This window comes from Lysobacter koreensis, from assembly GCF_042677045.1.
GTDB classification, from domain to species: Bacteria; Pseudomonadota; Gammaproteobacteria; order Xanthomonadales; family Xanthomonadaceae; genus Lysobacter_K; species Lysobacter_K koreensis.
Map to the genome: position 1 here is coordinate 307,914 of NZ_JBHTIH010000002.1, position 20,981 is coordinate 328,894.

At 67.9% G+C, this 20,981-nt stretch carries 15 protein-coding genes and 1 tRNA gene; 13 read left to right on the plus strand and 3 right to left on the minus strand.

All coding sequences use genetic code 11. The annotated features are described in order from the left end of the window. Nucleotides 1-18: 18 nt before the first annotated feature. From nuoN to pnp, 9 genes are all read left to right on the plus strand, one after another. Nucleotides 19-1,464: an NADH-quinone oxidoreductase subunit NuoN gene (nuoN, locus tag ACFQZQ_RS01625; RefSeq protein ID WP_386810941.1), complete on the plus strand. Its 1,446-nt coding sequence runs from the start codon at nucleotides 19-21 to the stop codon at nucleotides 1,462-1,464. Between the two features lie 74 nt (nucleotides 1,465-1,538). Continuing rightward, nucleotides 1,539-1,615: transfer RNA gene (locus ACFQZQ_RS01630), tRNA-Met, on the plus strand. A gap of 288 nt (nucleotides 1,616-1,903) precedes the next feature. Further along, nucleotides 1,904-2,542, plus strand: a complete 639-nt coding sequence (locus ACFQZQ_RS01635; protein WP_386810942.1) for a ribosome maturation factor RimP — start codon at nucleotides 1,904-1,906, stop codon at nucleotides 2,540-2,542. Between the two features lie 4 nt (nucleotides 2,543-2,546). After that, on the plus strand, nucleotides 2,547-4,034 hold the full coding sequence (nusA, locus tag ACFQZQ_RS01640) for a transcription termination factor NusA (RefSeq protein ID WP_386810943.1): 1,488 nt from the start codon (nucleotides 2,547-2,549) through the stop codon (nucleotides 4,032-4,034). A gap of 120 nt (nucleotides 4,035-4,154) precedes the next feature. After that, nucleotides 4,155-6,758 (plus strand): translation initiation factor IF-2, encoded by a 2,604-nt coding sequence (infB, locus tag ACFQZQ_RS01645; RefSeq protein WP_386810944.1) that lies wholly within the window; start codon nucleotides 4,155-4,157, stop codon nucleotides 6,756-6,758. 3 nt (nucleotides 6,759-6,761) lie between these two features. Then, complete coding sequence (gene rbfA / locus ACFQZQ_RS01650) at nucleotides 6,762-7,202, plus strand: 30S ribosome-binding factor RbfA (RefSeq protein ID WP_386810945.1); 441 nt, start codon at nucleotides 6,762-6,764, stop codon at nucleotides 7,200-7,202. Nucleotides 7,203-7,322: 120 nt separating this feature from the next. Continuing rightward, nucleotides 7,323-8,267: a tRNA pseudouridine(55) synthase TruB gene (truB, locus tag ACFQZQ_RS01655; protein ID WP_386810946.1), complete on the plus strand. Its 945-nt coding sequence runs from the start codon at nucleotides 7,323-7,325 to the stop codon at nucleotides 8,265-8,267. Nucleotides 8,268-8,443: 176 nt separating this feature from the next. Then, the gene (gene rpsO, locus ACFQZQ_RS01660; RefSeq protein WP_386810947.1) at nucleotides 8,444-8,704 is read left to right on the plus strand and encodes a 30S ribosomal protein S15; all 261 of its coding nucleotides are present in this window, start codon (nucleotides 8,444-8,446) and stop codon (nucleotides 8,702-8,704) included. Nucleotides 8,705-8,861: 157 nt separating this feature from the next. Next, nucleotides 8,862-10,970, plus strand: coding sequence for a polyribonucleotide nucleotidyltransferase (gene pnp, locus ACFQZQ_RS01665; RefSeq protein ID WP_386810948.1), 2,109 nt, complete (start codon nucleotides 8,862-8,864; stop codon nucleotides 10,968-10,970). Nucleotides 10,971-11,172: 202 nt separating this feature from the next. Here pnp and ACFQZQ_RS01670 read toward each other — a convergent pair whose 3' ends face one another. After that, entirely contained in the window at nucleotides 11,173-11,604 is a 432-nt protein-coding gene (locus ACFQZQ_RS01670) for a hypothetical protein (RefSeq protein WP_386810949.1), read from the minus strand. Nucleotides 11,605-11,740: 136 nt separating this feature from the next. Here ACFQZQ_RS01670 and ACFQZQ_RS01675 point away from each other — a divergent pair, with 136 nt between their 5' ends. Beyond that, on the plus strand, nucleotides 11,741-12,136 hold the full coding sequence (locus tag ACFQZQ_RS01675; protein ID WP_386810950.1) for an ArsR/SmtB family transcription factor: 396 nt from the start codon (nucleotides 11,741-11,743) through the stop codon (nucleotides 12,134-12,136). A gap of 102 nt (nucleotides 12,137-12,238) precedes the next feature. After that, nucleotides 12,239-12,790, plus strand: coding sequence for an SRPBCC family protein (locus tag ACFQZQ_RS01680; RefSeq protein ID WP_386810951.1), 552 nt, complete (start codon nucleotides 12,239-12,241; stop codon nucleotides 12,788-12,790). Between the two features lie 89 nt (nucleotides 12,791-12,879). Here ACFQZQ_RS01680 and ACFQZQ_RS01685 read toward each other — a convergent pair whose 3' ends face one another. Then, nucleotides 12,880-14,283, minus strand: coding sequence for a GntP family permease (locus ACFQZQ_RS01685; RefSeq protein WP_386810952.1), 1,404 nt, complete (start codon nucleotides 14,281-14,283; stop codon nucleotides 12,880-12,882). Between the two features lie 193 nt (nucleotides 14,284-14,476). Here ACFQZQ_RS01685 and ACFQZQ_RS01690 point away from each other — a divergent pair, with 193 nt between their 5' ends. Next, on the plus strand, nucleotides 14,477-16,702 hold the full coding sequence (locus ACFQZQ_RS01690; RefSeq protein WP_386810953.1) for a TonB-dependent receptor: 2,226 nt from the start codon (nucleotides 14,477-14,479) through the stop codon (nucleotides 16,700-16,702). Nucleotides 16,703-16,822: 120 nt separating this feature from the next. After that, nucleotides 16,823-20,185, plus strand: coding sequence for a hybrid sensor histidine kinase/response regulator (locus ACFQZQ_RS01695; RefSeq protein ID WP_386810954.1), 3,363 nt, complete (start codon nucleotides 16,823-16,825; stop codon nucleotides 20,183-20,185). Nucleotides 20,186-20,298: 113 nt separating this feature from the next. Here ACFQZQ_RS01695 and ACFQZQ_RS01700 read toward each other — a convergent pair whose 3' ends face one another. Beyond that, on the minus strand, nucleotides 20,299-20,964 hold the full coding sequence (locus tag ACFQZQ_RS01700) for a response regulator transcription factor (protein WP_386810955.1): 666 nt from the start codon (nucleotides 20,962-20,964) through the stop codon (nucleotides 20,299-20,301). Nucleotides 20,965-20,981 lie beyond the last annotated feature (17 nt).

Below are 20,981 nucleotides of genomic sequence, written 5' to 3' on the forward strand. Positions count from 1 at the left end.
ACCTTCAAAGAGCTAGCAATGACCCCGAACATGCCGACCGCCGCCGACCTGCTGCCGCTGCTGCCCGAGCTGGTGCTCATCGGCGCGGCCTTCGCGCTGCTGATGCTCGACCTGTTCCTGCCCGAGCGCCGCCGCGTGGTCACCCACGTGCTGGCGATGGTGACGCTCGCGGTGGTGGTGGCGATGCTGGCGTTTGGCGTGGGCGGGCAGGGCACCGTGCTCAACGGCATGTTCGTGCGCGACATCGCCGCTGATGTGCTGAAGATCGCGATCGGCGTTACCAGCATCCTGTCGATGGTCTACACCTGGCCGTACCTGCGCCAGCGCGGGCTGTACCAGGGCGAGGTCTCGATCCTGATGCTGTTCGCGGTCGCCGGCATGATGCTGATGGTCTCCGCCGGCAGCCTGGTGATGGCCTACCTCGGGCTGGAGATGCTGGCGCTGTGCTCGTACGCGCTGGTCGCCACCGATCGCGACAGTCCGCTGGCCTCGGAAGCGGCGATCAAGTACTTCGTGCTCGGGTCGCTGGCCTCGGGCCTGCTGCTGTACGGCATGTCGCTGATCTATGGCGCGACCGGATCGCTCGACCTGGCCACCATCGGCGCCGTCGCGCAGCAGACCCAGTCGACGATGCTGCTGATCACCGGCGTGGTGTTCCTGGTCGCCGGCATCGCGTTCAAGTTCGGCGGCGTGCCGTTCCACATGTGGTTGCCCGACGTCTACCACGGCGCGCCGACCCCGATCACGCTGTTCATCGGTTCCGCGCCCAAGCTGGCGACGTTCGGCATGGCCTATCGCCTGCTGGAAGTCGGCGCCGGCCCGCTCGACGAGCGCTGGCGCCTGCTGATTGCCGGTGTCGCGGTGGCGTCGCTGGCGATCGGAAACCTGACCGCGATGGTGCAGGGCAACTTCAAGCGCCTGCTGGCGTACTCGACCATCTCGCATGTCGGCTTCCTGCTGGTCGGCATCGCCGGCGGCGGGGCGCAGGGCTTCGCGGCGGCGATGTTCTACGCGATCAGCTACGCGCTGATGGCGGCGGCGGCGTTCGGTGCGATCGTGGTGTTGTCGAGCCGCGGCTTCGAGGCCGACCGCATCGACGACTACAAGGGTCTGAACGCGCGCGATCCGTGGCTGGCTGGCCTGATCCTGTGCGTGATGGCGTCGCTGGCCGGGGTGCCGCCGTTCCTGGGCTTCTGGGCCAAGCTGGCGGTGCTGCGCGCCGCGCTGGCGGGCGACATGCTCTGGCTGGCGATCGTCGGCGTGATGTTCGCGGTGGTGGGCGCGTTTTACTACCTGCGCGTGGTCAAGGCCATGTACTTCGATGAACCGGAAGGCGCGATGCCCGAGCCGGTCAACGACCGCCCCATGCGGGTCGTGTTCGGGGTCAATGCGCTCGCCCTGCTCGCGCTTGGGTTCGGCTGGAACCCGATCATGGCGTGGTGCCAGCGCGCGTTCGCTGGGTGACGCAAAGATATTCAAGCCAATTGATGAATTGGGCTTGCCAAGGTTTACGTCGTTCGTTAATATGATCGGCCTGATGCGGGGTGGAGCAGTCTGGCAGCTCGTCGGGCTCATAACCCGAAGGTCGCAGGTTCAAATCCTGCCCCCGCTACCAGCTTTGGCCGCAAGCTGAAATGTTTCAGGCAGCTTGCTGAAAGCCTCTTCGTGAGGCTTTCTTTTTTGGCCAGTAGGCTCGGGCTTTGTAGTCGCGCTCTGCTCGCGCGGCGACACCGAAATCCAGCAGTACCGGACAAGGGGCCCATCGGGCCCCTTGTTGTTTTCAGGGTGCCGCGATTCGAAGCACTGCATGTCGCAACGCCGTTTTTTCGAAAGTTTCACCATGCCGGTAGTAAATGCACACGCCGCACAACGCTGATGTCGTAACCGCAGGAGAGCCGCGCCCGTGACGGACAAAGCCACCGAAATCGCCAGACTGCTCGCCCCGACGGTGGCGTCGCTGGGCGTGGAGTTGATGGGCGCCGAGTACCTGCCGTCCCCCGGCGGCGCGGTGTTGCGGCTGTACATCGACGTGCCGGCCGGCGAAGTGACCGCCGAAGGTGCCGAACCGCGCTACGTCGCGATCGAGGATTGCGAGGCGGTCAGCCGCGAAGTGTCGGCGCAGCTCGACGTCGAGGACCCGATCAGCGGCAACTACACGCTGGAGGTATCCTCCCCCGGCATCGACCGGCCGTTGTTCACGATCGACCAGTTCGCGCGCTTCATCGGCGAGACCGCGAAGGTCGGCCTGAAGCTGCCGCAGAACGGCCGTCGCCGCCTGCAGGCGCAGATCGCCCGCATCGAGGGCGACGCCGTGGTGTTCGTGCTCGACGGCGCGGAGTTCGTGGTGGCGTTCGACAATATCGACAAGGCGCGACTGGTCCCCGACTGGGCCGCGCTGGGGCTGGCGCCGACCAAGCCGGTTGGCCCGCCCAAGCAGGAAAAGCCGGGCCGCGGTGCGCGTCCGGAAGACAGCAAAACCAAGAATCAAACCAACAAGCCAACCCAAAAGCCGGCGGCCGACAAGCCGACCCGTGCGGAGTAAGCAGATGAGCAAGGAACTGTTGCTGGTCGTTGATGCAGTCGCAAACGAGAAGGGCGTGCCGCGCGAAGTGATCTTCGACGCGATCGAGGCCGCGCTGGCTTCGGCCGCCAAGAAGCGTTACCACGAGCAGGACGTGCTGGTGCGCGTGTCCATCGACCACAAGGACGGCAACTACGAGACCTTCCGCCGCTGGGAAGTGGTGGCCGACGACGTCGTGATGGAGTCGCCCGACCGCCAGATCCGCATGATGGACGCGGTCGACGAGGCCGAAGGCGTCGACCTGGGCGACTACATCGAAGAACAGATCGAGAACCCGGATTTCGGCCGCATCGCCGCGCAGGCCGCCAAGCAGGTCATCGTGCAGCGGGTGCGCGAAGCCGAGCGCGCGCAGGTCATCGACGCGTGGAAAGACCGGGTCGGCGAGCTGGTCACCGGCATCGTCAAGCGCGTCGAGCGCGGCAACATCTACGTCGACCTGGGCGGCAACGCCGAGGCGATCATCACCAAGGACAAGGGCATCCCGCGCGACGTGCTGCGCGCCGGCGACCGTGTCCGCGGTTACCTGTTCGACGTGCGTCCCGAGCCGCGGGGACCGCAGCTATTCATCAGCCGCGCCGCGCCGGAATTCATGATCGAACTGTTCAAGATCGAAGTGCCGGAAGTCGGCCAGGGCCTGGTGTCGATCCGCGCCTGTGCGCGCGACCCGGGCGACCGCGCCAAGATCGCCGTCCTCGCGCATGACAACCGCACCGATCCGATCGGCGCCTGCATCGGCATGCGCGGTTCGCGCGTGCAGGCGGTGTCGAACGAGCTCAATGGCGAGCGCGTCGACATCGTGCTGTGGTCGGACAACCCGGCGCAGTTCGTGATCAGTGCGATGGCGCCGGCCGAGGTGCAGTCGATCGTCGTCGACGAGGACAAGCACTCGATGGACCTGGCGGTGGCGGAAGACCGCCTGGCGCAAGCGATCGGCAAGGGCGGCCAGAACGTGCGCCTGGCCAGCCGCATGACCGGCTGGCAGCTCAACGTGATGACCCAGGACCAGGTCACCGCGAAGTCCGAGGCCGAGCAGTCCACCGCGCGCCAGCTGTTCATCGACAAGCTCGAGGTCGACGAGGAGATCGCCGGAATCCTGGTGTCGGAAGGCTTCAGCACGGTCGAGGAAATCGCCTACGTGCCTGTCGGCGAGTTGCTGGCGGTCGAGGGCTTCGACGAGGACATCGTCGAGGAACTGCGCGCCCGTGCCCGCGACGCGCTGCTCAACGAGGCGCTGGCCGCCGAGGAAGAGCTCGACGAACACCAGCCGGCCGCGGACCTGCTTTCGCTGGAGGGCATGGACGAGGCCACCGCGTTCGCGCTCGCCGCGCGCGGCGTGGTCACCCGCGACGACCTGGCCGACCTCGCGGTCGACGAGCTCAGCGATCTGGAGGACGTCGACGCTGAACGCGCCGCCGCCCTGATCATGGAAGCGCGCAAGCACTGGTTCGAGTAGCAACTAGCTGTAAGGCGGGCCCTCTGGCCCGCCGTTCGTTGTCCGGCGGCTTGAAACCCGCCCTACAATTGCTCCATCACGCGCGGGATGCGTCCCACGCCACGAGGACACGGAATCCGAATGTCGCAGCAAACCACCATCCGCAAGCTCGCTGAACTGGTGAACACGCCGGTCGAGAAGTTGCTGGAGCAGCTGGCCGAGGCCGGCATGAGCTTCAGCGGCCCCGACCAGGTCGTGACCAGCATCGAGAAAGTCAAGCTGCTCGGCTTCCTGAAGCGCGCCCACGGCAAGGTCGAGAAGACCACCGCCGACGGCAGCGATGCTTCGAAGAAGATCACGCTCAACCGCAGCCGCAAGCAGGAACTCACCGTCGGTGGCGGCAAGAACCGCACCACCGTCGACGTGGTCGTGCGCAAGAAGGTGACCCTGGTCGACCCGGCCCGCACCGCGATGTCGCCGACCGACGAGCGCGCCGAGATCCTGCGCAAGCTCGAGGAGTCCAAGCAGCGCAACCTCGCCGAGCAGCAGAAGCTGGCCGCCGACGACCAGCGCCGCGCCGACGCGATCGTGACCGCGCGTCTGGAAGCCGAGGCAGCCGCGCGCCAGGCCGAGGAGGCCAAGCAGGCCGCGCTCGCCGATGCCAGCGCCGTCGCTTCCGACGACGAGACGCCGCGCAAGGCGCCGGCGACCCATGGCCATGGCCATCCGAAGCCGGCCGCGCCGCGCGTCGAGGCGCCGCGCGCCGCCGACCCGAAGCACAAGACCCGCGGCTCGCACGCGATGGTCGCCGGGGTCGAGGACGACGACCGTACCAACCGTTTCGCCGGGCAGATGCACCTCAGTGCCTCCGACCGCGCGCGCCGCAGCACCAGCGCCCGCGGCAAGCCCAAGCCGCCGCGCCGCCACGCCGACCAGTCGCGCGCCGGTGCCGGCCCGCACGGGTTCTCGCGCCCGACCGCGCCGATCGTGCGCGAAGTGTCGATCGGCGAGACGATCACCGTGGCCGACCTCGCGCAGAAGCTCGCGCTGAAGGGCGGCGACGTGGTCAAGGCGCTGTTCAAGATGGGCGTGATGGCGACCATCACCCAGTCGATCGACTTCGACACCGCGTCGCTGGTGACCGAGGAACTCGGCCACACCGTCGTGCGCGGTGGCGCCGACGACGCCGAGGACGCGCTGCTGGCGCACGTCGAGGACACCCAGGGCGAGAAGACCGCGCGTCCGCCGGTGGTCACGATCATGGGCCACGTCGACCACGGCAAGACCTCGCTGCTCGACTACATCCGGCGCACCAAGGTGGCGTCCGGCGAAGCCGGCGGCATCACCCAGCACATCGGCGCGTACCACGTCGAAACCGGCAAGGGCGTCATCACCTTCCTCGACACCCCGGGCCACGCCGCGTTCAGTTCGATGCGTGCACGCGGCGCCAAGCTCACCGACGTGGTGGTGCTGGTGGTTGCTGGCGATGACGGCGTCAAGCCGCAGACGATCGAGGCAGTGCAGCACGCCAAGTCGGCCGGCGTGCCGCTGATCATCGCGATCAACAAGATGGACAAGTCCGACGCCGATCCGCTGCGCGTCAAGAACGAACTGCTCGCGCACGACGTGGTCGCCGAGGAATTCGGCGGCGACACCCAGTTCGTCGAGCTGTCGGCCAAGGCCGGCACCGGCGTCGACGACCTGCTCGATGCGATCTCGCTGCAGGCCGAAGTGCTGGAGTTGTCGGCCATCTCCGAAGGCCGCGCGGTTGGCGTGGTCATCGAGTCCTCGCTCGACAAGGGCCGCGGCCCGGTCGCGACCGTGCTGGTGCAGCAGGGCAGCCTGAAGAAGGGCGATTACCTGGTCTGCGGCGTGCAGTACGGCCGCGTGCGTGCGCTGTTCGACGAGACCGGCAAGCAGGTGGACGAAGCCGGCCCGTCGATCCCGGTACAGGTGCTCGGCCTGTCGGGCGTGCCCGACGCCGGCGACGACTTCGTCGTGGTCGAGGACGAGCGCCTGGCCAAGGACGTGGCGCAGCAGCGCGACGCCAAGCGCCGCGAGTCGCGCCTGGTCGCGGCCGCGGGCAACCGCATGGAAGACATCATCGCGCAGATGGGCCAGGGCGAAGGCCAGCTGTCGCTCAACCTGGTGGTCAAGGCGGACGTGCAGGGTTCGGTGCAGGCCCTGCGCGAGGCGCTGGTGGCGCTGACCACGCCGGCGATCCGCATCAACGTGATCGGCGGTGGCGTTGGTGGCATCACCGAGTCCGACGCCACGCTGGCGGCGACCTCGAAGGCCACGATTATCGGCTTCAACGTCCGCGCCGATGCGTCCGCGCGCCGGGTGATCGAATCCAATGGCGTCGACCTGCGCTACTTCTCGATCATCTACGACGTGATCGACCAGGTGAAGCAGGTCGCCTCGGGCATCCTGGGCGTCGAGATCCGCGAGGAGATCATCGGTACCGCCGAGGTCCGCGACGTGTTCCGCAGCTCCAAGTTCGGTGCGGTCGCCGGCTGCATGGTGGTCGAGGGCGTGGTCAAGCGGAACAAGCCGATCCGCGTGCTGCGCGACAACGCCGTGATCTTCGAGGGCGAGCTGGAATCGCTGCGCCGCTTCAAGGAGAACGTCGACGAGGTGCGCAACGGTACCGAGTGCGGCATCGGCGTCAAGCAGTACAACGACATCAAGCCGGGCGACCAGGTCGAGTGCTTCGAGCGTATCGAAGTGCAGCGCACGCTCTAAGTCATGGCGCAGAAATCGTTCTACCGCAGTGATCGCGTCTCCGCCCAGCTCCGTCGCGAGCTGGGCAAGATCGTCCACGAAACCGTCCGCGAGCACGGCCTGCCGTCGCTCAGCGTGTCCGACGTCGAGGTCACCCGTGACCTCGCGCACGCCAAGGTGTTCGTGACCGCGCTGTTGCAGGACAGCTCGGCCGAGGCGGTCAAGGCGTTGAAGGCGCTGACCCCGGAAATGCGCTACCAGCTGGGACGCGCAATGAAGCTGCGGCATGTGCCGGAACTGCATTTCCACTACGACGATTCGGTCGACCGTGGCGAGCGCATCGGCAACCTGCTGCGCGACAACCCGCCGACCAGCGACGAGGCCGAAGACGGCGACGTCGAGGGCGAGGGTGACGACGTGGCTGCTGCAAAGGGTGACGACGACGCGGGCCGTAGCCGGGATTGATCGGACGCAGTCCGTTCGCATGCAAGGCGGCGAATACGCCGCCTTTTTGTTTTCCAGCCGACGCCGTCGGTTCCGACATCGCCGTGGCCGCGCCCGCGCGATGCCTCCTGGAGTGACCCGATGAGCAAGCCGCCTCGCACCGTGTTCCGCGCGCTCCACGGCCTGCTGCTGCTCGACAAGCCTGCGGGCTTGAGCTCGAACCAGGCGCTGCAGCAGGCGCGCCACCTGTTCCGCGCCGAGAAGGCCGGACACACCGGCAGCCTCGACCCGCTCGCGACCGGGCTGCTGCCAATCTGCTTCGGCGAGGCGACCAAGATCGCCGGGCTGCTGCTCGGATCGCGCAAGGCTTACGAGACCGTCGCGGTTCTCGGCGCGACTACTGATACCGACGACGCTGACGGCCAAGTGCTGCTGGAGCGTACGGTGCCTGCGCTCGACGATGCCACCCTGGAAGCTGCGCTGGCACCGCTGCGCGGCGCGATCCGCCAGCGCGCGCCGATCTACTCGGCGCTCAAGCAGGGCGGCGAGCCGCTGTACGCCAAGGCGCGTCGCGGCGAGGCGATCGAGGCCCCGGAACGCGACGTGCTCGTCCACGACCTGCGCCTGCTCGAGCGCGACGGCCCGCACCTGCGGCTGCAGGTCGAGTGCGGCTCGGGCACCTACATCCGCAGCCTGGTCCGTGACCTGGGCGAGGCCCTGGGCTGCGGCGCGCATGTCGCGGTGCTGCGCCGCTCGTGGGTCGACCCGTTCACGAAGCCGCGGATGTTCACCTTGGACGAGCTGCGGGCGCTGGCCGAACAACCCCCGCAGGCGCTGGAAGAATGCCTGCTGCCGATCGAGGCCGGCCTGGTCGGGTTTCCGCAGTTGGAGATCGACGCGGCCACGGCTGCGCGGCTCGGCATGGGGCAGGCGGTCCGCCTTGACCCGGCGCCCGCGCCAGCCCCGACCGGGCCGATCGCGCTGCACGATGCAACCGGACGGGCCTTGGGACTGGGCTATCTGGATCCCACCGGCGCGCTGCGTCCGCAGCGCCTGTTCACCTGGATCGCCGACCGCGCCGGTTGAGCTGTAAAGCCTTGTTCGGACAAGGGTCGCGGGCTACAATTCGCGCGCTTTGCAAGCACGCAAGGCCGCTACACCCAGCAAGATTCCTCAAGCAAACGGCGAGCCAGGCGGTGCGTCGGGGCGGTCATCCGCTGCCGATTCGCGTTCTGCAGGCCACGCATCGACAAGGTAACCACATGTCCATCGACACCAGCAAAGTCATCGAAACCCACAAGCGCGCCGACAACGACACCGGCTCCCCGGAAGTCCAGGTCGCGCTGCTGACCGCCCGCATCGAGCACCTGACCGGCCACTTCAAGCTGCACAAGCAGGACCACCACAGCCGACGCGGTCTGTTGATGATCGTCAACCGCCGCCGCAGCCTGCTCGACTACCTGAAGCGCAAGGACAACGTGCGCTACAAGGCACTGATCGAGAAGCTCGGCCTGCGTCGCTAAACGAGATACCCGCCGCGGCGCAGAGATGCGCCGCGGTTTGTTTTTGCGAGATCGGTTTCAACGAACACGCAACACCGAACACAGGCCGCCCTGCCGCGGCCGACCGGAGCGGGGCAAGGGCCCCGACCGGAACGCATCGAACCGAGGAAATTCCAACGTGGCAAAAATTACCAAGACCTTCCAGTACGGCAACCAGACCGTCACCCTCGAGACCGGCGAGATCGCCCGCCAGGCCGGCGGTGCCGTCATGGTCTCGTGCGATGGCACCGTGCTGCTGGTCAGTGCGGTCGCCAACAAGACCGCGCGTGAAGGCCAGGACTTCTTCCCCCTGACCGTCGACTACCAGGAGAAGTTCTACGCCGGCGGCCGCATCCCGGGCGGCTTCTTCAAGCGCGAAGGTCGCCAGACCGAGAAGGAAACGCTGATCTCGCGCCTGATCGACCGTCCGATCCGCCCGCTGTTCCCGGACGGCTTCCGCAACGAAGTGCAGATCATCGCGACCGTCATGTCGATGAACCCGGAAGTCGATGGCGACATCCTGGCGCTGCTGGGCGCGTCCGCCGCGCTGTCGCTGTCGGGTGCGCCGTTCGACGGTCCGATCGGCGCCGCCAAGGTCGGTTACAAGGACGGCCAGTACCTGCTCAACCCGACCAAGACCGAACTGCTCGATTCCAAGCTGGAACTCGTGGTCGCCGGCACCGCCGACGCGGTGCTGATGGTCGAGTCCGAAGCGCAGGAGTTGTCCGAAGACGTGATGCTCGGCGCGGTCATGTTCGGCCACCAGCAGATGCAGGTCGCGATTAACGCGATCAACGAGCTGGTCGCCGAAGGCGGCAAGCCGAAGTGGAGCTGGACCGCTCCGGCGCGGCACGACGCCATCGTCGGTGCGCTGACGACCGCGATCGGCGATCGCCTTGGCGCCGCGTTCCAGATCCGCGACAAGGCCGAACGCCGCGATGCGATCTCGGCGCTGAAGAAGGACGTGCTGGCCTCGCTGGCGCCGCAGTGCGAAGCCAATGAGTGGAAGGCCGCCGACCTGGCGAAGGAGTTCAGCGAACTCGAGTACGAGACCATGCGTGGCGCCGTGCTCAGCAGCAAGATCCGCATCGACGGCCGCGCACTCGACACCGTGCGTCCGATCGCCTCCAAGGTCAGCATCCTGCCGCGCGTCCACGGCTCGTCGCTGTTCACCCGCGGCGAGACCCAGGCGATTGTCGCAGTCACCCTGGGCACCGCGCGCGATGGCCAGATCATCGACGCCGTCTCGGGCGAGTACAAGGAACACTTCCTGTTCCACTACAACTTCCCCCCGTACTCGGTGGGCGAAGCCGGCCGCATGATGGGCCCGAAGCGTCGCGAGATCGGCCACGGCCGCCTTGCCAAGCGCGGCGTGCTTGCGGTGATGCCGACGATGGAAGCGTTCCCGTACACGATCCGCATCGTCTCGGAGATCACCGAGTCGAACGGCTCCTCGTCGATGGCGTCGGTCTGCGGTTCGTCGCTCGCCCTGATGGACGCCGGCGTGCCGATCAAGGCACCGGTGGCTGGCATCGCGATGGGCCTGGTGAAGGAAGGCAACGACTTCGTCGTGCTGTCCGACATCCTCGGTGACGAGGATCACCTCGGCGACATGGACTTCAAGGTGGCCGGCACCTCGGAAGGTATCTCCGCGCTGCAGATGGACATCAAGATCCAGGGCATCACCGAGGAAATCATGAAGGCCGCGTTGGCGCAGGCGAAGGTCGGTCGCCTGCACATCCTGGGCGAGATGGCGAACGCGATCACCGTGTCGCGCACCGAGTTGTCGGAGTTCGCTCCGCGCCTGCTGACGATGAAGATCCACCCGGACAAGATCCGCGAAGTGATCGGCAAGGGTGGCTCGACCATCCAGGCCATCACCAAGGAAACCGGCACCCAGATCGACATTCAGGACGACGGCACCATCGTGATCGCGTCGGTGAATGCCGCCGCTGCCGAAGCCGCCAAGGCGCGCATCGAGCAGATCACCTCGGACGTCGAGCCGGGCCGCATCTACGAGGGCAAGGTCGCAAAGATCATGGACTTCGGTGCGTTCGTGACGATCCTGCCGGGCAAGGACGGCCTGGTGCACGTGTCGCAGATCTCCAGCGAGCGCGTCGAGAAGGTCAGCGACAAGCTCAAGGAAGGCGACCTGGTCAAGGTCAAGGTGCTGGAAGTCGACAAGCAGGGCCGCATCCGCCTGTCGATCAAGGCCGTGGAAGAAGGCGAGGGCGTGACGGCCGAGTAAGCCGCGCGCGTCGTTGCTGCGTTGAAAAAAGCGGGCTTCGGCCCGCTTTTTTCGTTCTTGCTGCTAATTGGTCTTGGGCCGCAGGCGCGGCATCGTTCTCACTGTGGTGGTACTTGCTCGCGGGCCGGCTTCGGCCCGCTTTTTCTTTGTGTTGATCCGAACGAGCAACAGCGGTCCGGGCATGGCCGGCGGCCGATGCCAATCAGTGGCGAACTTCGTTGTCGGCGTCCACGCGATGTAGGGGCGGGGCGTTGCCGCTGGCCATCTCCTGGGCGAGGCGGGCTTCGAACTGCTCGAAGCTCAAACCTTGCTCGGATACTTCACGCTGCGCCGCGTCTCCCAGCATCGTCGACACATTCAGGCGCACCGCGGTGCCCTGGCTCTCGTGCAGCGCCGCGGCGCGCTTGAGCATGGCCAGCACCCGCGCGGCGCTGTCGGAACCGCCGGCGATCTTGCCGCCCATGCCCAGCACCCACTCGTCGTCGCGGCGGACGATGCCGCCGAGCAGCTGGCCGTGCTCGTCGCGCAGGTCCGCGTGCGGCTCGATCGGCGCGGCGGCGACCGTAGGCGCGTTGCGGGCCTTGGCGAGCTTGCGTTTCCGGGCGTCGCGACGGGCTTTCGAAGTGATGGACATGTCGGGGCTCCGGTAGGTCTGGCCCGATGATAGCCGGTGCCCGGTGAGCGGCCCGGAGTCTTGTCGATGGGATGGGCAGCGGGCGAACAGCGCGTGGGTTCCACGCTCGCATTTAAGTTAAACCGTATGGTTGACAATGATTCGCGCCGGGATTAAATGCAACCGCATGGTTGAACAATCAGCACGGCTCGATCACATCTTCGGCGCGCTCGCCGACCCGACGCGGCGCGCGATGCTGCGCAGCCTGTCGACGCGGGAGCTCAATGTCGGCGAGCTGGCGGCGCCGTACCGGATGTCGCTCGCCGCGGCGTCCAAGCACGTCAAGGTGCTAGAGCGCGCAGGCCTGGTGCGGCGCACGGTGCTGGGGCGCACGCACCTGTGCAGCATCGAACCGGCCGCCCTGGCGCAGGCAGACCAGTGGCTGCGCTTCTACGAGCGTTTCTGGACCGATCGCCTGGACGCACTCGACGCGGCGCTGCAAGCCGAAGATCGGTCGGCGGCCGTCAAGCCTGGCAAGGCGAGGCGCAAGTGATGAGCAACGGCCCCGGACCGTCCATGAACGCGTACTCGATCGATTCCGATCGCGGACACCGATCCGCGCGCCACGTTTCAACGAACCCTCGAGGATGCGGCAATGAACGATTTCGGCGTAATCACGCAACCTGGCACCTTGCGTCTTGAGCGTGTGTTGCCCGGGCCGATCGAACGGGTGTGGGCGTACCTCACCGATTCGGACAAGCGCGGCACTTGGCTGGCGTCCGGCGAGATGGAGCTGCACGTGGGTGGCAAGGTCGAACACGTGTTCCGCAACGCCGACCTGACCGCCCCCGATGACCTGCCTCCACCCAAGTACGCGCAGCACGCCCACGAAAGTCGCATGCACGGCCGGGTCACCGCCTGCGAGCCACCGCGCCTGCTCAGCTACACCTGGTTCGAAGGCAACGGCGAGGACTCGGAGGTGAGCTTCGAGTTGAGCGCGCACGACGGCGGCAACGTCCTGCTGGTGCTGACGCATCGCCGCCTCGCCTCGCGCGATGAGCTGCTCAGCGTCGCGGCCGGATGGCACGCCCACGTCGGCATCCTGATCGATCGTCTTTCGGGCCGGCAACCGCAGCCGTTCTGGTCGACGCACACGCGCCTGGAGGCGGAGTACGCACGGCGGATTCCGGCCGATCCGCAAGCTTAGGCTGGGTTGGCTCCATCAACCCAGCGATTCCCATCGCGAATGGAGCGCCGGGTTGGTGGAGCCACCCGGGCGATGGCGGCGAGGCTGCCTCAGACCAACCCGGTGCCGTAGAACACCCCGATCACCACGAACACCGCCAGCGTCTTGATGATCGTGATGGCGAAGATGTCCTTGTAGGCCTGGCGGTGGGTGAGGCCGGTCACCGCCAACAGGGTGATGACCGCGCCGTTGTGGGGCAGGGTGTCCATGCCCCCGGACGCCATCGCCGCGACCCGGTGCAGCACCTCCATCGGGATGCCGGCCGCGTTGGCGTTGGCGATGAAGGTGTCGGCCATCGCCGCCAGCGCGATGCTCATGCCGCCCGACGCCGAACCGGTGATGCCGGCCAGCGCGGTGACAGTGACCGCTTCGTTGACCAACGGGTCCGGGATCGCGCTGAGCGCGTTGGCGACGATCAGGAAGCCTGGCAATGCCGCGATCACCGCGCCGAATCCGTACTCCGATGCGGTATTCATCGAAGCCAGCAGCGCACCGCCGATCGCCGACTTGGTACCGTCTGCGAAGCTCGCCATCACCGGCTTCCACGCGAACGCGAGCACGGCGAGAATGCCGACCAGTAGCGCGCCTTCAACCGCCCAGATCGCCGCGACTTTCGCCACTTCCTGCACCACCGGCGCGGCGTTTCCGATCACCGCCGGATCGAACGAGTGGCTGTCGCCGTAGAACTGCGGGATCCACGTGGTGAACAGCTTGTTGGCCACGCCGACCAGCACCAGTGGCAGGATCGCGAGCATCGGATTGGCCAGCGCGCCGCCAACGAACGGCGCCGGTTCGTTGAGCAACAGCGTGGCATCGCCGTAACCTTCGCCAGCTTTGAGCGCCACGCGGCGTCGCCAGTCGAGATAGAGCAGGCCGACGACCAGGATAAACACGCCACCGAGCGTGCCGAGCACCGGCGCGGCCCAGGTATCGGTGCCGAAGAACGAGGCCGGGATGATGTTCTGGATCTGCGGCGTGCCCGGCAGCGAGTCCATGGTGAAGGTGAACGCACCCAGCGCGATCGTGCCCGGGATCAGCCGCTTGGGGATGTCACTTTGGCGGAACAGCTCGGCCGCGAACGGGTACACCGCGAACACCACCACGAACAGCGACACGCCGCCGTAGGTTAGCAGCGCGCACACCGCCACGATCGACAGCATCGCGCGGCCGGCGCCGAACAGCTTGATCGTCGCGGCGACGATGGACTTGGAGAACCCCGAAAGTTCAATGAGTTTTCCGAAGATCGCGCCGAGCAGGAACACCGGGAAGTACAGCTTCAGGAAGCCGACCATCTTGTCCATGAAAAGCCCGGTGAACATCGGCGCGACCAGCGACGGGTCGGTCAGCATCACCGCGCCCAGCGCCGCCACCGGCGCGAACAGGATGACGCTGTAGCCGCGGTAGGCGACGAACATCAGGAACACCAGCGCGGCCAGCACGATCACAAACGCCATTCCACCCTCCGGGGCTTCCGCTATGGCCGGGGAGTGTCGGCAACAACGCCGGGGCGGGGCATTGTCCGAAGGTACAGCTGCCGCCCGTAGCGGTGTCCTCCTAGTCTTTGCCGCAGATGGCAGATCGACTGCCAGCCGGATGTCTTGGGCCAACGCCCGGGTTTCTGCATATTCTCGAGGGGAGAGCGTGGTGATGGGTCGTATCAACAACAGCCGCAAGCATCTGAGCATCGCCATTGCCTGCGCGCTGCTCGCGCCGACCGCCTGGGCGCAGGACGCCGCGCCGGCGCAGGAGGCAACGAGCGATGCGACCACGCTGGGCGCAGTGACCGTGACCGCGCGCAAGCGCGAGGAAACGATCCAGGACGTGCCGATCGCGGTGACCGCGTTCACGGCCGATGCGCTCGACAAGCTCAACATCCAGGACCTCGGTGACCTCGACGCGCAGGTGCCGAACCTGACCATCTATGCCGCGCGCGGCTCCAGCAGCACGGTGACCGCCTACATCCGCGGCGTCGGTCAGGCCGACCCGCTGTGGGGCGTCGACCCGGGCGTCGGCATCTACATGGACGACGTCTACATCGCGCGACCGCAGGGTGCGTTGCTGGACGTGCTCGACGTCGAGCGCGTCGAAGTGCTGCGCGGCCCGCAGGGCACGCTGTACGGCAAAAACACCATCGGCGGCGCGATCAAGTACATCTCGCGTGGCCTGCCGACCTCGACCGACGGCTTCGCTTCGGTCACCGTCGGCAACTACGGCCAGCTCGACGTCAAGGCCGCGATCGGCGGCCCGATCGGGGGCGACGACGCGCTGCGCGCCCGCATTGCCGTGGCCAGCCTGAACCGCGACGGCTTCGGCGAGAACGTGATCACCAACCAGGAGGTCAGCGACAAGGAAATCCTCGCGTTGCGCGGCCAGCTTGGCGCCTACGTCAGCGACGACCTGAACTTCCAGTTCGCGTTCGACTGGATGGACGACCAGTCCGGCGTGCGCGGCGCGAAGATGCTGGCGCCGAACCGCTTCGCATCCGGCGTGGCGCCCCTGGACAGCCGCTACGACGTACGCAACGGCATGCCCAACATCAACGACACCTCGATCCGGGGTGCGTCGGCGGTGGCCAATTGGCGTGCGAGCGAGGACTGGGGCTTCAAGTACGTAATGGCCAAGCGCGAGTCCGATACCGAGACCAACATCGACTTCGACACGCTGCCCAACAAGCTCGCTGACGTGAAGGCGTTTTACGCCGACGAGCAGGTCAGCCACGAGCTGCAGGCCAACTACGACGCCGGCGGGCGCATGCGTGGCGTGATGGGCATCTACGCCTTCGACGGCCAGGCCGGTGGCCAGGTGCGCAACAACTTCTTCAACCTGCTGTTCGGCGACACCCAGGGCACCGTGTTTACCGAAAGCGTCGCGCTCTACGCCGACTGGACCTTCGACCTGACCGATCAGCTCAAGCTCGACGTCGGTGCGCGCTACACCGACGAGGACAAGAACGCCCGCGTGCTCAACCGCGGATACACCGACGCGACCTACACCCGCCCGAACGGCGTCGTATCGGCGAACTTCGACAAGACGATCAACTTCAAGAACACCTCGCCGAAGGTCTCGCTCGACTACCAGGTAACCCCGGAAATCATGGTGTACGGACTGGCAGCGCGCGGCTTCAAGTCCGGTGGCTTCAACATCCGCGCCAATGCCACGGCGGTGCCGCGTTCGGCCGAGCCGTTCGAGGACGAGGTCGTCGACAGCTTCGAAGTGGGCAGCAAGATGGCGTTCTTCGACCAGAGCCTGCTGCTCAACCTGGCGTACTTCCACAACCAGTACGAGGACATCCAGCTGTCGGTGTTCACCTCGTTCGACAGCAACGGCGATGGCGTCGACGACGCGTTCTTCGGCGACTTCACCAACGCCGGCAAGGGTACGGTGCAGGGCGTCGAGGTCGAGTACCAGTGGCTGCCGACGCGGAACTGGCTGCTGTCGGGCAACCTGGCCTGGCTGGACGCGCAGTACGACGAGTTCCTCACCACCACCGCGACCCGGCCGCCGGTCCAGATCGATATCGCCGATTCGCAACGCTTTACCAATGCCCCGGAATTCTCGGGTGCGATCAACCTTGAGTACCGCACCGACCTGGCGGGCGGCGGCAACCTGTCCGCGCGGGTCGGCTACAGCTACCAGAGCGAAGTGTGGCCGACCACCGACCTCAGCCCCGCCATCCGCCAGGACGGTTACGGCTTGGTCAATGCCGGTGTGAACTGGCGGGTCAACGACGCGTGGTCGCTGTCGCTGCAGGGCAGCAACCTGGCCGACGAGGAATACCGCACCACCGGCTACAACATCCCGACCCTGGGGGTCCTCACCGGCTTCTACGGCCCGCCGCGCCAGTACAGCCTGACGGCGCGCTACAGCTTCTGACCGACCCCGAAGCGGTCAGCTGACGGCGGGCTTCGGCCCGCCGTCTTTTTTTCGATACTCTGCGGCTGGGCAGGAGAGCGGTTGAAAGCAGGTGATGGCGACGACTGACGACAGGCACCCATGTTGAGTCTCGCCGCGGTGGCACTCGCGAGCCTGGCCTGGCTTGCGCTGATGTTCGGCACCGCGTTGTACGCCGAGCGCCGCCCGAGCGTGCTGGCCAAGCATTGGCACCACGTCTACGCGCTGTCGCTGGCGGTGCACTGCACCTCGTGGACGTTCTACGGCACGGTCACCCAGGCTGCGCGCTACGGCTGGCCGTTGCCACCGACATTCCTCGGTTCGATCCTGCTGTACGCGTTCGCGGTCGGCTTCATGGTGCGGCTGGTGCGCCTGGCGCGCGAGACCAACGCGACCTCGCTGGCCGACCTGATCGCCACCCGCCTGGGCAAGGACGCGTGGCTCGCGGCCACGGTCACGCTGGTCACCGCACTGGGGCTGGTGCCGTACATCGCGCTGCAGCTGAAGGCGGTCGCGATGAGCGTGGCGATGCTGACCACGCGCGACAGCCAAGGGCATGCGCTGCCGGCCTGGCAGGACAGCGCGCTGTACGTGGCGCTGGCGATGGCGGCGTTCGCGATGCTGTTCGGCACGCGCCGCGCCAGCGCCGCCGAGCACAACCGCGGCCTGGTGCTGGCGATGGCGTTCGAGTCGCTGTTCAAGCTGGCGGCGATGCTGTCGCTGGGCATCTTCGTGTGGTTCGGGCTGGATGCACTGCCGGCGCCGACGCCGCAGGCGATGCCGCCGGCGGCCACCGGCGGCTTCGCGCCGCTGGTGTTGCTGGGCGCGTTGGCGATGTTCATCCTGCCGCACCAGTTCCACGTCGGTGTGGTCGAGTGCCGCGACGAGCGCGACGTGCGCACCGCGCGCTGGCTGTTCCCGCTGTACCTGGTGCTGATCGCGCTGCCGGTGCTGCCGCTGGCGAAAGCCGGGCAGGCGTTGCTCGGCGGCAGCGGGGTGCCGTCGGACTTGTACGTGCTGGCATTGCCGTTGTCGCAAGGGCACGAGGGTCTGGCGCTGTTCGCATTCCTCGGTGGACTTAGCGCCTCGACCGGCATGGTCGTGGTCAGCACACTGGCCTTGAGCCTGATGATCGGCAATCACTGGTTCGCCCCGGGCCTGCTGCGCGGCGCATGGGCGCGCAACGACGGCAGCGACCTGCGCGGGCGCGTGCTCACGCTGCGCCGCGCCGGCATCGCCGTGATCATGCTGCTGGCGTGGGCATACAGCCGCCTGCTGGCCGGCAGCGACGCGCTGGCCGACGTCGGCGCAGTGTCGTTCTCGGCGCTGGCCACGCTGGCGCCGGCGCTGGGGTTCGCGGTGTGGCGGCCGCAGACCTCGCCGCGTGCGGCGGTGATCGGGGTGCTGGCCGGCTTCGCGACCTGGGCGTGGGTGCTGCTGCTGCCGATGACGCTGGAGTTGCGCGGCGGAACACCGGCATGGCTGGAAGGCGGGCCGTTCGGCATCGCGTTCCTGTCGCCCGACGGACTGTTTGGCTTGACCGGCTGGAGCCGGCTCGGGCGCGCGGTGGGCGCGAGCCTGTTCGTGGGCACGTTCGCGACCGTGCTGGCGTCGCTTTGGCGGCGCGAAGCCCCGCGGCGCACGCAGCGCGGCCTGGATGCGCGGACCCTGGGCGAGGCGGGGCGGCGCTTCCTGCCGCGCGAGCGGGTCGCGCAACTGCTGCAGGGCGCGCCCGCGGCCGGCGCGGTGCCGCTGCAGACCGAAGAACGCGTGGAGCGCGAGCTCGCCGCGGTGCTGGGTTCGGCCTCGGCGCGCGTGCTGCTGGACGCGGCGCGACGCGAGGCCGGGCATCTCGACACCGTCGCGGCGATCGTCGGCGAGGCCTCGGCCGACCTGCGTTTCAACCAGCGCGTGCTCGAGGCGGCGCTGCAGAACATGAGCCAGGGCATCAGCGTGGTCGATGCGCAGCTGCGCCTGGTCGCCTGGAACCGCCGCTATGCCGAGCTGTTCGGCTTCCCCGAGGAGTTGCTGCAGGTGGGGCGCCCGATCGCCGAACTCTCGCGCTGGGCGTTGCAACGCCTGCCACCGCAACGGGGTGAACGCGATCTGGAACAGGTGCTGGAGCGGCGGATGGCGTTCATGCGCGCCGGCACGCCGCACTTGTCCGAGCGCGTGCTCCCCGACGGCAGCATCGTCGAGATCCGCGGCAACCCGATGCCCGGCGGCGGGTTCGTCGCCACCTTCACCGACGTCACCGCGTTCCGTCGCGCCGAGGCCGGCCTGATCCAGGCCAACGAGACGCTCGAGCAGCGCGTCGCCACCCGCACCACCGATCTCGCCGCGGCCACGCGCGAGGCCGAGCGCGCCAACGAGGCCAAGAGCCGCTTCCTCGCCGCGATCGGCCACGACCTCATGCAGCCGTTGCACGCGGCGCAGTTGTTCACCGACGCGCTGCTGCAGCAGACCAGCAGCGACCACGTGGATGCTGCGCAACAGCACGCCACGATCGGACAGATCAGCGGCGCGCTCGATTCCACCAGCGACCTCCTGCTGGGCCTGCTGGACATGTCGCGGCTCGACGCCGGCGGGCTGGTGCCGCAATCGCGCGACTTCCCGCTGGCCGAGGTGCTCGAGCCGCTGGCGTCGGAGTTCCGCGCGATCGCCGCGGCGCAGGGCCTGCGTTTCCGCTTCGTCGCCAGCGATGCGTGGACGCGCAGCGACCCGCAGCTGCTGCGCCGCGTGCTACAGAACTTCCTCGCCAACGCGGTGCGCTACACCGCCACAGGCAGCGTGCTGCTGGGCGTGCGCCGCGACAACGAGGGCCTGCGCATCGAGGTGCACGACACCGGCGCCGGCATCGCCCTCGAGCAGCAGGCGACGATTTTCGAGGAGTTCCGTCGCGGCGACGACGCGTCGGGGCAGGGGCTTGGACTGGGCCTGGCGATCGCCGACCGCATCGCCCAGCTGCTGCACGCGCCGCTGGCGCTGCGCAGCCGCGTGGGCCGCGGCACGGTGTTTTCGGTGCAGGTCGCGCACGTGGCCGTCGGTCGCGCCGAGGCGCCCGCCGGGCCGCGCCGTGGGTTGGCCGGCACGCGCGTGCTGCTGGTCGACAACGACCCGTTGGCGCTGGCCGCCTCGGCGAGCCTGCTGCAAGGCTGGGGTTGCGATGTCGTCACCGCCGCCGGTGCCGGTGCCGCCGAGCAGGCGCTGGCGGCAGGTGCGGCGGCGCTGTGGCTGTTCGATTACCACCTCGACGACGGCGACACCGGCACCGCGCTGGTCGCCCGGCTGGGCGCGTGCTTCGAGCCGCGACCGGCAGTGATTCTGAGCGCGGACACCAGCGCAGCGGTACGCCGCGCAGTCCACGAGGCAGGCTTGCCGCTGCTGGCCAAACCGATGAAGCCGCTGGCCCTGAAGTCGGTGCTGGACAGGCTGCTCGCCGCGCGCGAGGTGCAACTGACGTAGGGCGGGCTTCAACCCGCCATCCCGCCCCAGCAGATCGCGAGGAGTCGCGACGTCGTAGCGACATCCGTAGGTACCGGCACACCGTGCATGGCGACGGCGGGTTGAAACCCGCCCTACGACGCGAGCTGCCGCGCCGGGTCGGTGAGTTCCAGCTCGCGCAGCACCACGCCGGCCTGGGTGCGGTTGCGCACGCCAAGCCGCTCGAAGATCGCCGACAAGTGCGCCTTGACCGTGCGTTCCTGCACGTCCAGGCGGTCGGCGATCTGCTTGTTGAGCAGCCCCTGGGCCACCAGCGTCAGCACCCGGAACTGTTGCGGCGACAGGCTGGCCAGGCGCGCGGCGAGGTCGGCATCGTGGCTGGAACTGTGGGTGCGCGCGACGCTCGCGCGCAGCGAGGCCGGCAACCACTGCTCGCAGGCGAGCACCGCGCGGATCGCGTCGCGCAGTTCGTCCAGCCCTGAACTCTTGGGTAGGAAACCGGCCGCGCCGTGGTCAAGCGCGCGCCGCACCACGCGCGGATCGTCGTTCGCGGACACCACTACCACTGCCACCCCGGGATGCTGCGCGCGGATCGCCGCCAGCCCGGCCAAGCCGTGGTTGCCCGGCATGTGCAGGTCGAGCAGCACCAGGTCGATCCCCGGCTCGGCCTCGAGCGCGGCAAGCACGCCGTCGAGGCTGCCGGTCTCGCGGATATCGGTGCCCGGCACCGCGTCCACCGCGGCCTGGCGCAGCGCCGCGCGGAACAGCGGGTGGTCATCGGCGATCAACAGGGAGGGCATGGGCAGCGGCGGCGTGG